The organism is Bradyrhizobium murdochi (genome assembly GCF_000472965.1).
GTDB lineage: Bacteria > Pseudomonadota > Alphaproteobacteria > Rhizobiales > Xanthobacteraceae > Bradyrhizobium > Bradyrhizobium murdochi.
The window spans coordinates 400,916-414,236 of sequence record NZ_AXAU01000003.1 but is presented as its reverse complement, the minus strand read 5'-3'; the positions used below and the strand labels follow the sequence as shown (position 1 = coordinate 414,236).

10 protein-coding genes and 1 pseudogene are annotated in these 13,321 nt (G+C 60.5%); 1 reads left to right on the top strand and 10 read right to left on the bottom strand.

What is annotated here, in order from left to right; translation table 11 throughout:
- Positions 1-441: 441 nt before the first annotated feature.
- The 6 genes from YUO_RS0112640 to YUO_RS0112615 all read right to left on the bottom strand — a co-directional run bounded on the left by YUO_RS0112640 (position 442) and on the right by YUO_RS0112615 (position 6,605).
- Positions 442-1,506, bottom strand: coding sequence for an IS110 family RNA-guided transposase (locus YUO_RS0112640; protein WP_028347586.1), 1,065 nt, complete (start codon positions 1,504-1,506; stop codon positions 442-444).
- Between the two features lie 251 nt (positions 1,507-1,757).
- Positions 1,758-2,480, bottom strand: coding sequence for an ABC transporter ATP-binding protein (locus YUO_RS0112635; protein WP_028347585.1), 723 nt, complete (start codon positions 2,478-2,480; stop codon positions 1,758-1,760).
- A complete protein-coding gene (locus tag YUO_RS0112630; RefSeq protein ID WP_347335929.1) occupies positions 2,477-3,289 on the bottom strand; it encodes an ABC transporter ATP-binding protein in 813 nt (270 codons plus the stop codon). Before YUO_RS0112630 ends, YUO_RS0112635 begins: the two co-directional genes overlap by 4 nt.
- Positions 3,277-4,386: a branched-chain amino acid ABC transporter permease gene (locus YUO_RS0112625; protein ID WP_235782698.1), complete on the bottom strand. Its 1,110-nt coding sequence runs from the start codon at positions 4,384-4,386 to the stop codon at positions 3,277-3,279. Before YUO_RS0112625 ends, YUO_RS0112630 begins: the two co-directional genes overlap by 13 nt.
- Positions 4,387-4,441: 55 nt before the next feature.
- Complete coding sequence (locus YUO_RS0112620; protein ID WP_035726620.1) at positions 4,442-5,362, bottom strand: branched-chain amino acid ABC transporter permease; 921 nt, start codon at positions 5,360-5,362, stop codon at positions 4,442-4,444.
- A 64-nt stretch (positions 5,363-5,426) separates the two neighbouring features.
- Positions 5,427-6,605, bottom strand: a complete 1,179-nt coding sequence (locus YUO_RS0112615) for a branched-chain amino acid ABC transporter substrate-binding protein (protein WP_028347581.1) — start codon at positions 6,603-6,605, stop codon at positions 5,427-5,429.
- A 589-nt stretch (positions 6,606-7,194) separates the two neighbouring features.
- On the opposite strand from YUO_RS0112615, the pseudogene YUO_RS47705 reads away from it, so the two are divergent.
- A pseudogene (locus tag YUO_RS47705) lies at positions 7,195-7,302 on the top strand (ABC transporter permease); the annotation flags it as partial.
- A 73-nt stretch (positions 7,303-7,375) separates the two neighbouring features.
- Here YUO_RS47705 and YUO_RS0112605 read toward each other — a convergent pair.
- The 4 genes from YUO_RS0112605 to YUO_RS0112585 all read right to left on the bottom strand — a co-directional run bounded on the left by YUO_RS0112605 (position 7,376) and on the right by YUO_RS0112585 (position 12,842).
- A complete protein-coding gene (locus tag YUO_RS0112605; RefSeq protein ID WP_028347580.1) occupies positions 7,376-8,236 on the bottom strand; it encodes an isocitrate lyase/PEP mutase family protein in 861 nt (286 codons plus the stop codon).
- A gap of 131 nt (positions 8,237-8,367) precedes the next feature.
- The gene (locus YUO_RS40595) at positions 8,368-9,942 is read right to left on the bottom strand and encodes a tyrosine-type recombinase/integrase (protein ID WP_235782697.1); all 1,575 of its coding nucleotides are present in this window, start codon (positions 9,940-9,942) and stop codon (positions 8,368-8,370) included.
- Between the two features lie 410 nt (positions 9,943-10,352).
- On the bottom strand, positions 10,353-10,652 hold the full coding sequence (locus tag YUO_RS0112595; RefSeq protein ID WP_028347579.1) for a hypothetical protein: 300 nt from the start codon (positions 10,650-10,652) through the stop codon (positions 10,353-10,355).
- 357 nt (positions 10,653-11,009) lie between these two features.
- Complete coding sequence (locus YUO_RS0112585) at positions 11,010-12,842, bottom strand: hypothetical protein (protein WP_156908603.1); 1,833 nt, start codon at positions 12,840-12,842, stop codon at positions 11,010-11,012.
- Positions 12,843-13,321: the final 479 nt, after the last annotated feature.

Below are 13,321 nucleotides of genomic sequence, written 5' to 3'. Positions count from 1 at the left end.
AATGTATGGTCCGGCCGCGCGTTGCAAGAGGTTTCGTCAACCTGGCAGATGCGGTCTTGCATCAATGTATCCGGCCTCTGCTTGGAGCGTGTGGTGCTCCGGGCCATCATGGATATCAGCGCGCATGCGAGCTGATTAGCGGACAGGCCTCGACCGGGCCATTTGGGTCACCAGTGTTCGCATGCGCCGGGAAGACCGATCCTCCATCGTCGTCTCATCCTCTCGCAGACCTCGGCGGGTAAGGGATGTTGGTTACCTCATCGATAGCTCCTCACTTCGCGCTGTTCCTTTGTTCGTGCCTGGCGGTCGTTCCTTCGTCCCGGCCTGCGCGCGCAGACGCGCCACGCGCAAGGGCTGTCAAGGCCGGCCGTCGTGCTGTCCTGGCGTCTTGCGCTGGCGCTGCCAGGCCGCGCCTTGACGGCCCCGAGCACGGCGCGAGGATCAGGCAGGTCGGGACGCCGTCTCCTCCGTCTTGACGCATTCGAAGGCGCGTCCCTTGTTGAGAACCGCCCACGCGATCCGGGCGAGCTTGTTGGCGAGCGCAATCGCCAGCACGTTGTGGTGCAATCGTTTCTTGGCGGCTTCGATCCAAGATTTGAGGCCATAGCGCTCCCAACACTTGACCTTGACCAACACAACCCACGCGGCTTGCACGAACAGCGCGCGCAGGTAGCGATTGCCGCGCCTTGATATCTTGCCGAGGATCGTGCGATCGCCGGTCGATATCTGCTTCGGCACCAGTCCAAGCCAGACGCCGAAGTCGCGGCCTTTCGAGAACACGTCTCCAGTGCCGATCGCGGCCACCATTGCGCTCGAGATAAGCGGGCCAATGCCGGGCACCGTCATCAGTGGCTCGCAGGCCTCATCTTGACGGGCCAGCGTTTCGATTTCGCTAGATAGCCCCTCGATACGCGCATCCAGTCGGCACCAGTCTCCCGCCAGATCCTCGATGATGCGCAACATGCGAGACAAGAGCACATCGGTGCGTGTTGCCAGGATACCCGGCAACTCGGACCGCAGCGAATGCAGGCCTTGCCGCACGGCGATACCCCGCTCCAGCAGGAACGCACGGATCTGATTGATGACGCCGGTACGCTGACCGACCAATCGATCGCGGACGCGGTGCAGCGCCTGAAGGTCGAGCTGATCGGCGGTCTTGGTCGCGACGAACTTCATGGTCGGGCGTTGGACAGCCTCGGCGATGGCTTCCGCATCCCGGAAGTCATTCTTCTGTCCCTTCGAATACGGGCGCACGTATTTCGCCGGCATCAGGCGGGCATCGTGGCCAAGCATTTGGAGTTTGCGACTGAGATGATGCGCGCCGACGCAGGCCTCCATACCGATCAAGCACGCCGGCAGGTTGGCGAGCCGCGTTTCCACCTGGCCGCGTGACCACTTCTGCCGCAGCACGATGGCACCGCGGTGATCATGACCCACGATGTGGAACGAGTTTTTGCCGATATCGATGCCGATCACGGCGATCGTCGCGTTGAGTTTCTGAGACATGGCGTGCTCCTTGTCTTGAGCGCCCCTTGCCAGCTTCTCGTGCTGGCAGGGCCGGAGCACGGCCGGACCATCCCATTAGCAGATTACAATTGGCGAGCAACCTGATTTGCATTCCGAAGCATATGTGATCCCAGTGCTACGATCGCGCACGAAGCAACCCTCAGCGTTGAGCGACAGCACCCTTGTTGCTGGGCGAATTGACTGTCGTACAGCCGACCAGATCGCCGCATTAGTTCAACAAGTGGGAACCATTACCCGAAGTACGCCTCGTGTACTTGCTTCGTTTGACTGAGCTCGCCTGGCTCGCCAGCGGCTACGACGCGGCCCTTGGAGAGGACGTAGCCATAGTCGGAGATCGCGAGCGTCTGATGGACGTTTTGTTCGACCAGGAATACCGTGATGCCCTGCTGGTTGATGCGGCGGATGATATTGAAGTTCTCCCGCACCAGGATGGGCGCGAGGCCGAGCGACGGCTCGTCGATGAGGAGAAGCTTCGGTGCGCGCATGAGTCCCCGGCCGATCGACACCATCGCCTGCTCGCCTCCTGACATGGTGCCGGCAAGCTGATCGCGGCGCTCGCTGAGGCGCGGGAAGGTCGCATAGACATGCGCCAAGCGTTGCGCAACAGCCGCGTCCGATGGCTCCTGGTAGGCGCCCATGCGCAGATTTTCCTCGGCCGTGAGTTTTGCAAAGACCCGCCGCCCCTCGGGAATGCAGGCAATGCCGGCCGCGATCACCCGGTGGGTCGGAAGTCCCGCAAGGTCCAAACCGCCGAATCGGATGCTGCCCCTGTTCGGTGGTGTCAGTCCGAGGATCGAGCGGATCAACGTGGTCTTGCCGGAGCCGTTGGCACCGAGGAGACAGGTGATCTTGCCCGACGCCGCCGTCAGCGAGACGTTTTCCAGCACGTTGGCCTGATCATAGGCGGTCGACACGCCTTCGATCACGAGCGAGTTGGCCCCATGGTTCGTCATTTTAGACCCAGATACGCTTCTTGCACCATTCGATCGGCGGCGATCTCCGCGAATGTACCAGCGGCGATCTTGCGGCCGAAATTGAGCACCACGCAACGGTTGGTGATGCGTTCGATGACACCCATCTCATGTTCGACGATCACGATCGAAAGCCCCTCGAGTCGCTTCCGCACCTCCAATATGTCGTCCATGAGCTGGCTCGTTTCCTCATGCGTCATGCCGGCGGAGGGCTCGTCCAGCAGCAGCAGCTGGGGGCGGCTGATCAGCGCTCGGCAAATCTCGATCCGGCGGCGGTCGATCATGGGCAGGCCCGCGACCGGCTCCAGCATGCGCCGGGCGAGCGGCGGATCGAACACCTCGACCAACGCTTGCGCTTCGGCAAAGCTGTGCTCGAATTCGGCCCTGAACGCCTGGCGCCTCACAAGGTTAAACCACAGGCCCTGGTTCAGGCGCTTATGGTTGCCGATCATGATGTTGTCGAAGATCGACAGCGGCAGCGACAGCCGCGAACGCTGAAAAGTGCGCGCCACTCCTGCATGATAAATGGCTTGCGGGGTGGCCCGCGTAATCTCGGCGCCGTCGAAGGACACGTGACCTGCATCTGCCCAGTAGATCCCGGTGATGACGTTGAAGAACGTAGTCTTGCCGGAGCCGTTCGGGCCGATCAGGCCAACAATCTCGCCGCGTGCGACATCGAGGTCGAGACGATCGAGAGCCAGGACACCGCCGAAACGCCGGGTCAAACCCCGTGCCTCGAGCACCAGCGGCAATTCTTCACGCGGCGCGGGATTTTGCGTCATGGCTGCCATCCGGAGAAGTATCTGCGCACCGGCCGCGGCAACAGGCCTTCGGGCCGGAACAGCAGGACCACCACGACCAACGCGGCATAGAGCAGAAAGCGATATTCCTGGATGACCTGCAGCTTCTCCGGAACGATGACGACGATCACGGTTGCCACGGCCACGCCCCAGGGATTGCCTATGCCCCCGAGCAGCAGGATCGATACCAGGACGAGCGAGTCGGCGAACGTATAGTTGTTGGGTTGGACGAAGCCGACGACCATCCCATGCAACGTGCCGGCAACGCCGATCAGGAAATTGCCGAGCAGGAAGGCCGTTACCTTCCAGCGTACGATATTAAGTCCGAAGCATCCGGCGGCGGTCTCGTCCAGCCGCAGCGCATCGAGATTGAGGCCGATCCAGGACCGCTCGAGCCGTCGTACGACGACGAAAGCCAAGACCAGGATCATCATGCTCATGGCGAAATAATTGAGATAGAACGACAGCTCTATTCCGCCGATCTCGATATTTTCATTGAACGACCAGCCGAGGATCGTCATGCCTCGCACCTGAAGCCCCTGGGGACCTCCAAGGACGTCGTTCACCTCCAGAAAAGTCTTGAACAGGAGCGCAAACGCGATGGTGACCACCGCCGCGTAGTGACCGCGCGTGCGCAAGACGGGCAGCAGGAGCAGCGATCCGGCCAGCGCCGCCATGAGGCCGCCAATCAGGAGCACGAGCAGGTGCGGAATGGCGGTGTGCTGATTGAGCACCGCGGCCGCGTAGGCGCCGATGCCAAAAAACGAGGCGCCCGCAAAGTTCAGCACTCCGGCATAGCCGAACTGGACACTCAGCCCAAGTGTCGCGACAGTGTAAAGCACCACGGTGCAGACAAGCAGCAGGACGAAATGGTCTTCGTGGAAGACCGCGCCAATCGCGAGCGTTGCGCCAATCGCGAGCAGCCCCAGCGCGTCTTCCCGCTCGCTGAAACTGCGCGCAACGGGCTTCAGCAATCCGAGCCGGTTGGCCGCGATCACGGCGCCGATGCCAAGGGCCAGCAGCGCGATGATCGCTTTCTGATTTTCGACCCGCAGGAGGACGATCAGGAATACCGTGACCAGGACCACGGCAGCGGCTCCCGGCAGAAGCGACCGCCTTCCATCGTTCCCCGAAAGCGCCATGTCACACCCGCTCGCTCAATTTCTCGGGAATGAGACCGGTCGGTCGCCACGCCATGAGCGCGATCACCACGGCGAACGCAAACACGTCCTTGTAGGCGCTCGCGAAGGGCAACGCGACGGCGCCGATGGTCTGCAGCCCGGCGAACAGGAATCCGCCGAGTATGGCACCGTAGATACTGCCGAGCCCGCCGATGATGGCAGCGCTGAACCCCACCACGCCGAGATAGAGCCCGATACCGAAATTGATTTCGTTGTAATAGAGACCGTTAATCAAGCCCGCGAAGGCAGCCAAGGCGGAGCCGATAGCAAACGTAATGAGCACAATGGCATTGAAGTTCACGCCCATGGTCTTGGCTGTCTCCTCATCCTGCGCGACGGCGCGGATCGCGAGCCCGAGCTTTGTCCGGTTGAGCAGGAGCTGCAGACCGACGATCACAAGCGCGCCGGCCGTCAGGAGGATCGCGTTGTCCAGCCTGAGGTTGAAATTGCCGATGTTGATGGAATCAGCCGGCAGCAGCCGCGGAAACGGCTTGGGATTGGCGCCGTCAGGATAAAAAAGCCGCACGGCTTCACGCAGAACCGTGCCCAGCATCAACGTGATCAGAAGTGTGTTGAGGGCCGGGGCGGAGCGCAAAGGCAGGATGAATGCCCGCGCAATAAGGGCTCCTAACAGCGCCATGGCGCCGATAGCCGCCACCAGCATGGCCAGGAGTTCCACCGCATCGGAGGTGAGGCCGATGCTCTGCAGTCCAATGAATGAGGCCAGGGCCGTGAAGGCGCCGACTGTGAGCACGTCGCCATGCGAGAACTTGATAACGTCCAGCACGCCGAAAAACAGTGTAAAGCCCACGGCAACCAGCGCGTACATCATGCCGAGCATCAGCCCATTCATAGTGTACTGGGCAACCAGCCCCAGATCCATGCCGCGACTCCAACCTGTCGGGAGCAAGACGGGAAGGTGCTAAGCCTTTGATTCCCTGCCTAGGCTACTTCTGGCCCGGAAGCTTGCGTTTTCCGGACGCATATTCGCTGTCCTCCCAGACCACCCATTTCCCATCCTGGACCACGAAAGCGGTAATGATGGCGACCGTGTTCTGTCCGTGATCGTCAAATGTGATCTTGCCGACGATCGAGTCGCGATCCTTCACCTTGTTGAGGGTTGCTTGCACCTTCTTCCGGTCGGGCCCCACCTCCTCGATCGTGTCGAGGATCAGGTTCATGGCTGCAAAGGAGAAGCCGCCATAAGCCTCGGGCGGGTTCGGGTAATTCTGGGCGTTGTATTTCTCCAGGAAGAACTTTCCACCGGGCAGCCGCTCCGTCGGGGCGCCTTCGATGAAGGAGAGCGAGCCTTCCGCCAGCGTGCCGAGACCGTCGATATAGGAATCGGATTTGATCCCCGATGTTCCATCGAACAGCACACTGTTCAGCCCGAGCTTGTCCATCTGACCGCGGATGCGCACGCCGATCGGCGTCAGGCCGCCAAAATAGATGGCTTCCGGATTGAGCGACTTGATCTGGGTGAGTTCGGCGCTGAAATCCTGCTGGTCGGAGGTGACGCCGAAGGTGCCGACGATCTTGCCGCCATGCTTGGCGAGCGCTTCGCTAAAATATTTGTTGTGTCCCTTGCCGTAGTCGGTTGTGTCGTGAATCACCGCAAAGGTCTTGTAGCCGAGGCTCGACAGCAGTTCCGCGTTGCGCTCGTTCTGATTGATCATCGTGCCGTTGACGCGGTGCACCTCGGCATACTTGTTCCGATAGGTGATGTCGGGCAGCACCGCGCCCCACACGATCACCGGCAGGCCGAACTTGTGATAAACGTCGACCGTGGCGATGGCCACTGCCGAGCAGTAATGCGTTGCAGCCGAGATGATCTCCTTGTCGGTCGCAAGCTTGGTCGCCTGTTGAACGCCGACATTCGGCTTGCATTCGTCGTCGAGCGCGACCATTTCGTACTCGTACCTGGCCTTCGCATCCACATTGCGGAGCCGCACAGCGAGATCTGCGGAATTGCGCCCGCCGAGACCATTGGCGGATGTGCCGCCGGTCAACGGACCGATAAAGCCGACCTTGATCTTTTCCTTGGCATGGGACGATGACACGACCCCAGCAACGCCCAAGGCTCCAGCGCAAATGAAAGCGGCTGCAAGCGACAGAACCCTGTTCATGCGGACCTCCTTCAAGTCCATCGTGCCCCAGCCGGCGAACGTTGCGGATGGAGGGTTGCGACGGATGACGCTGCAGTCTAGCGCTCGCGTTTTCCCATGGCTAGTCGAGCCATAGCCGACCTCTTCAAGTCGCTGGCGACCGCAACTCAGAATTGCCGATCACGTGTGGCACCAACGGCTGCTTCTAGCCTTCTGCGAAGCGCCCCAGCGGCAACCCGTGGACCCGACTGATGCCATGGATCGTCATTGCGCCAGGCATCACGGCGGTCTTCGCTCAGGCGAAGAAGTTCTCGCGTCACCTGAGCGTTTCGGTAAACGGCGACCATGAGCTGCGGTCCAGCGAAAACCGATCGATGGGAGACCCGGCTCCTAGTTTTTGCGCCACGCGGGCGGCGCCGTCGTCGGTGATCTTGAAGAAATGCCGCTCTATATGTATTCGGAGACGTTCGGACCGGTATTCAGCACGGCGTAGAGCCCGCGCACCATCCGGTCCCATCCGCGTAACTACATCGATTCCCGGAGGTCGACTCCCTGATTTCGTCTAGGGAAGCAAGGCTGACCTAACGCTGCCACACCGTACCGTCGCGAATGGATCGCTGTCTTCCCGGGGATCGCCATCAGTCTTGCGGTGTTCGGGTTCAGCCTGTTCGGTGATGCGCTGCGCGACGAGCTCGATCCCAGGCTGCGATCGCAATAAAAATAGGTGTTACGTCCCTGAGCCGCGCAGTGCGCGGCCCAGACAAGGCTGATCCGGCCTTGGCAGCGCCTGTCTACGAGGCGTCGTGATAGCGGTCCCGCAACGAGTCCCACTCGTCGGCGCTGAAGCGAGCAAAAGCTTCGTGCGGCGAGAGGTCCTTGGGCGGCGTCGGAGACGCGCCGGCCTTGAGCTCGGTCAGGAGCTCCTCACAACAGCCGATCACGCCCTGGAACAACAGGATCGGCAGGATGGCGAGCTTGTAGTCCATCGCCTCAGCGGCATTCAGGTCGATCGGCGGGGTCTTTCCACGGCGTACGACGTTGAGGAGGCATGGGCCGCCGACCAGCTTGGGAATTGCCTTGACTTCGTCAATCGTCTGCGGCGCCTCCACGAAGGCCATGTCCGCGCCGGCTGCGAGCGAGGCATTGGCACGCCTGACTGCTTCTTCGAAGCCGGCGACCGCCCGCGCATCGGTGCGCGCGATGATTAGGAAATCGGAACTACGCCTTGCGTCAGCGGCCGCCCGGATCTTGGCTATGTAGTCGTCAAACGGTATGACCTCCTTGTCATCCAAGTGCCCGCACTTCTTTGGGAACACCTGATCCTCGATGTGGATGGCGGCAACACCGCTCCGTTCGAACTCGCGCACGGTGCGGACCACGTTGAGCTCATTGCCGTATCCCGTGTCGGCATCCGCGATAACGGGGACGTCCACGGCGCTGGCGATCCGCTCCGCATTATCGACCATCTCACTCATGGTCAGGAGCCCATAGTCAGGATAGCCATGGCTCGCCGCGGTGCCCGCGCCGGTCATATAGACCGCGGGGAACCCCGCGCGCGCAATCAGTGTTGCCGTGATGCAGTCGTACGCACCCGGCGCGATAGTCATGCCGTCCTGCTGCAGCACGGTTCGCAACTGCTTGGCTTTGCTCATGTCGGTCTCCACTAGGCCGCATTCACGCAGCTTAACGCGACAGCTCCTCAACGACGATTGCTTCTGTCAACGTCAGGCGTACCAATCGACGCTCGACGAGCTTGCCCGATGCGTCGACCATATCACCCGGTTCATTGCGGGCTACCGGCTTCCCGCCTGGATCGGAGGCAGTTCACCTCGCTTGGCGGCGGCGTGCATGCAAACCCCTCGACATTTCCGTGCACGATCACATCATCGTCGGCCAGACGGGCACGCGAATCTGAAGGGGCTGCGATTGATGGGTGTGGGGGATGTCCACTCGTAGAGGTGAGCGGGCGCGACGCGGTGATTGAACTGGAAACTGATCCCTGCGCAATTTGAGCAGCCGGTCGGCCCGCACTCTGTTTTCCACTGGAAAGGACACCCAGAATCGCACGCTGGCCCGCACCTCTCCCGAGCCAATCCTGGAACGCACGATCTTGGCTTATGGATGCGCCAAGCGCAGCAAAGATAGCACTGCTGATTGCCTGTTGTTGGCTTCGCAGATGATCTTCGAGAAGCTTGTGCCGTGTAATATAGCCTGCGTTCACTCCGGGAATGGCATGGTTCATCAGAAGCTTGGCATCGACTTCCGAGACACCTGCTGCTGTTGCAATCGTACGGAAGGTTTGACGGAGGTCGTTACCCCACTTTGATAGTATCTCACGGTCCTCCTTTGTTTCCGCCAAATGCCCTGACGTGCTATCGGCCGGAAACACCCACTCTCGCGCTTGCAGAGGGTACATCTGTCTACCGAACCGGATTGCGCGGATGAGGCAAAGAATCATCTGACACGACAACGGAATGTCGAAGGCTTTCTTCTTTCCGCCCTTTGGTTTGGGAATATGTAGCGCACGGCGCCGAAAATCGATGTGTTCCGGCTTGGCTTCCTGGAGCGCAGCAGGCCGAGAACCGGAAAGGAGGGTGAAGAGGTGGAACTCTCTACGTACGGGGTTGTCGAGGCCGGCGAGCTGGGCAAACCAGCCCTTCAGGTCGGCCGGTCCCATCCCGGTGTTGCGGCGCTCCTCCACATTCCAATCTACCGCATCGGCCGGATTATCTGACGGCAACGACCTGTTCGTCTTCCGAGCATGATTGTAGATGGCCCTTAGAGTGCGCATGCTGCCATTGGCCATGTACGGCCCGTTCTCCCTTGTGACTTCATCGTGCTTCTTGGCCACCCGAGCCGGGTCGGTTGCGAGCTCATGAAGGGTGGTGTCGAGCCATTCCGCAAAAATTCGATCGACATGATCGCGGTAGCCCTCGATGGTCTTTTCGCTGCGATTCTTGCGGATCAGATGTGCTTCTAGATAACGCTGCCAGGCCTGCCTGAGCGTGATGCTTGCGATTGTTCCGCCACTTTCCATAGCCTGGGCGGGATTCGTCCCGTCGGATTGCTTGTCGTCCTTCGGATGCCGTCCCCGGCTAATCTGGGCCAGGTACTCCTTGGCGGTGGCGCGCGCAGCTCGGGTCGACATCTCACTAGCATCGCCGATGGAAACCCTAATGGATGAAGCCCGTTTGCCTCCTTGCCTGAGATCGCCTTGGACGGTGAAAGTCCGTCTTCGCTTCCCTACGACGACGAAGAAGCCCTTCAATTCCGTGTCGCGCGCAAGGTACCAGCCGTCCTTTGGGGCTGGTAGCTGGGCGATCGCCTTGTCGGTCAGGGGAATTCGAATATCAGCCATAGGCGAGAATCCATGCCCGCTAAAACGGTTCTCAAACGGTGTTAGCGGATCGAGCAGTTGGAAGGTTTGTGTTCGAGCGAGCGCGAAGCTATGCGATAAAATATACAAACATCAACGAGTTACTGAAGTACGTCGTACTCTGGCGCGGTCTTGGAAGCTGTGGCAAAGTGCTAGCTCTGAACTCTTAATCAGCGGGTCCCAGGTTGGAGCCCTGGTGCGCCCACCAAGCCAATGTGCGACGGAGTTGACGCTAATTTCCGTGCGGGCACCATCGCCCCTCTTGATCTGTCGCCTTCACCCGTGAGATCTGCATCGGCGGGAGGCGATCCTTGCTATTTCCTTGTGCCAGCGGTCTGGAAGCGACTGTCCGCAAGAAGGGCCCGCACCAGAGAGCGGCCTTTTGCTTTCTGCTACCAGCCGCGGATGATGAACCTTGGTCCGCCGTAGCCGTAGCCGCGATCGTAGTAGCCAGGGCCAGCGTAGTAGTTGTAGCCCCGGCCGGGGAAGTAGCTGGGATCATAGTAATAGCGCAGGACATAGCGCGGTCCTCGGGTCCGCCAGCAGCGTCCATAATACTCGTTGCAGACCAGACCGACCCGATCGACGTTGGAGATTTCGGCGGAGCCGATTGTCGTCGCGCTGAGGGGCGCGGCGGAAGCGGCAGACGCAAGCAGCGCGGCACCGAATGCGCCCAGTGCAATGGCCTTCATGGAGTCCTCCCTTCGGTTGGGCGAAGGCGCGGCGTACAGGGAGTCAATCCTGGCCTCGAACATCGAACTGTTCCACGGATACGTCCGGAAGTGATTGGACGCTGCTGGCACGTCCGCCTTGCAGCAGGGTGTGTCCGGGGAAAGCATCAATTGGCTTTGGAACGCCACAGCTGACGACCGGATTCTGGTGCGCCGAAACGCTCTGATATCCGGGCGATGGGATCGGTGTTGCCCACGCGCAGGCCCGCTAAACGCAACCAGCCGCCTCGCTCCTAAAGCGGGTTGCTCGTCCCCGAGAGATATTCTCGATCGCTTCCAGGATTTCGGCACGCATGTCCTTTGCTGGGTGAAGACGGATCAGAAATTAAGCTGGATCAATCCGAACCAGCCATGCGCGACTTTACCAGTCCCCCCCGCGCTCACCGGGTAGTCCCAATTGGCCGAGTATTCCACGGCCACTTTCAGCCCGTCCATCACCCACTCGCCTCCGGTGAGGAAAAGCCGGTGTTGCGGGACGAATCCGACCCGGGTTGGCACGCCGCTTTGCAGGATCGACACACCCGCCATGTCTTTGCTGCCGGAATATCCCAGCGAGATGTAATCGCCCTGCGCGCCGATCTCCTGTATCCACGGATTCCAGTCGAACTGGTAGGCAATCGAGGCCTGCCAGGTCATCGGCATCATGCTCCTCGCAATGCCGAGCCCATCGATAAACCTGGCGTCCTGAATTGCGGCATTCACCTCGCCCACGAACGCGAACGGGCCGAAGCTGGTTTTAAGGCTCGCGGCTATTCCGGGAATCTGCCCGATCTGGCTCAGGAATGGGAGGTAGGACGAATGCAGAAATCTGCTTTCGAAAACGGAGCTGCTATAGTCGACATGAAAGTCAAGGGTCCATGGACAAATCAGCGAGTCCTTCAACTGGTCATAGGGCACGCCGCAATGGCCCCTTGTCCGGAAACCGAGACTGGCATTGTAATCGTCGATTTTCGTCCGGCCGGGGATGATGCTGTCGCTGCCTTTGTAGGTCACGACTGAACCGTAGAAGGGCGCCGGGTCGAACGGGAATGTCACTGGCGTAGGCCGGAAAGGCCGCTCAGGTAGTGGGGTGTAGCCGAGCCAGCGCATCAGTTGGCTCACGGCCGGTGCGACGACCAACGGGCTAACGCGTGGAACAACAACAGGCGCCGGCGGCGGCTGCCGCGGTGGGGTTGGCCATGCGAATTCCAGGCCTCCAGCGGTCTGACGGTTTTCAAACACCTCGGTGGTCAGCGGGGTGCCGATCGAAAGCGTATCCAGGCGTGCCACGCCAGTGGACGTACCGAAATGCAAAACCTCCACGCCGAAACGGGCGGCGATCGGGAATTGCATCAGATCGCCGACTGTAACGTGAGTCCGATCAAGCGTGAAGCGATCCACACCTACGCCGGGGACGTTGGTTGGCACCACTGGTTGATTCCCGGTCGGGAATATCGCGCCGGTGCCGCTGTCGAAGTGGAGAACCAGAGCGCCGGTCAACCAGTCGCTCAGCTTGATATCGAAATCGAGTTCCGCCGTACCCAGCGACAGGTTTTCCTGGGTAGGGCCGGTGAATGAGCCGGCCCGCGAGGCCACGCCTTCAACCACGCCGCTCAGCGTGAGGAAGTTATTGATCTTCGGTCCGGTCTTGTTGAGCGTGTCGCGGAGGATCTGGCGCGTCGCGTTCTCATTCGCCGCCCAGCCGATTTCCAGATCTCTTACACGCTCGTTAAGCGGCCGCTTCGCTGCGGCGTCCGACAAATCTGGCGCGGGCAATGCGGGCGGATCGACAGGCGGTGATTGAACCGTGGGTGCAGGCTTCGCCGCCGTTACGGCAGGTGCCGGACGTTGATGCTCCGCAGCGGGCTTGGTCCGCCGCGCCGGCGATGTCCCCTCCAGGGCGCTGAGACGTTCGGAAAGTTTGCGGTTCTCCGCCTTTAGCTCTCCGAGCATACGCCGGAGAGCTGCGATGTCCTCGTTCTCCGCGGCGGCGGCATGGGAAGGGACGAGCAGGGCGAGGCTGAACAATGCGGGCGCGGCGCGAAACACAAATGGGTACACGGAGCAGACGCGGTAACAGCCGCGCTTGGTTGACTTTACGGTTCTTGTTTCTGCAGCCTGCCAACGTCGCCCCAATCCGGCGACGCGCTCATCTCGCCTACCCCAGATCATGCGCGGCCCCATCACTACCGCAGTTCGACGTCACTCACGTGGTCGAACAAACTCGTTCATAACAATTCCGCTCTGGCAATCAGACTGTCTCAGCCAGCGCTTCATCCCTCAGGCCGACTGCAGACAAGAGCCCGCTCAACAACGCGGAGCAAATAAATGCCGGAGGCCCCCAGCAATGTTGGGATAAGAGTGACGCGGATGACGAATTACGCAAGTGCCACGAAGTGACATATCTAAAGTGATGTATCCTAGAGTGCAGAAGAAGCCGCGAACAGCTTCGTCGGCTGTCAGCCAACCTCAAGTGGCGGTAGGGTTTTTGCCACCTAAGCTCGCAAAGTGCGTAAACACGCGTGACCCAATTGGAGCCAGTATGTCATCCAAATGGGTGGATTGTGCAGATAAGAACATCAACTTAGGATTTCCACTCGCCTTGATCGGTTTCTCGGCCTGCTTTCAGGAAGGGCAGTATTGCGGAGCTT

What these genes read in the sequence shown, in the direction of transcription:
- YUO_RS0112640 (WP_028347586.1), bottom strand. Translation starts at nt 1,506, where the DNA reads ATGTCTCAGAAACTCAACGCGACGATCGCCGTGATCGGCATCGATATC.
- YUO_RS0112635 (WP_028347585.1), bottom strand. Translation starts at nt 2,480, where the DNA reads ATGACGAACCATGGGGCCAACTCGCTCGTGATCGAAGGCGTGTCGACC.
- YUO_RS0112630 (WP_347335929.1), bottom strand. Translation starts at nt 3,289, where the DNA reads ATGGCAGCCATGACGCAAAATCCCGCGCCGCGTGAAGAATTGCCGCTG.
- YUO_RS0112620 (WP_035726620.1), bottom strand. Translation starts at nt 5,362, where the DNA reads ATGGATCTGGGGCTGGTTGCCCAGTACACTATGAATGGGCTGATGCTC.
- YUO_RS0112615 (WP_028347581.1), bottom strand. Translation starts at nt 6,605, where the DNA reads ATGAACAGGGTTCTGTCGCTTGCAGCCGCTTTCATTTGCGCTGGAGCC.
- YUO_RS0112605 (WP_028347580.1), bottom strand. Translation starts at nt 8,236, where the DNA reads ATGAGCAAAGCCAAGCAGTTGCGAACCGTGCTGCAGCAGGACGGCATG.
- YUO_RS40595 (WP_235782697.1), bottom strand. Translation starts at nt 9,942, where the DNA reads ATGGCTGATATTCGAATTCCCCTGACCGACAAGGCGATCGCCCAGCTA.
- YUO_RS0112595 (WP_028347579.1), bottom strand. Translation starts at nt 10,652, where the DNA reads ATGAAGGCCATTGCACTGGGCGCATTCGGTGCCGCGCTGCTTGCGTCT.
- YUO_RS0112585 (WP_156908603.1), bottom strand. Translation starts at nt 12,842, where the DNA reads ATGATCTGGGGTAGGCGAGATGAGCGCGTCGCCGGATTGGGGCGACGT.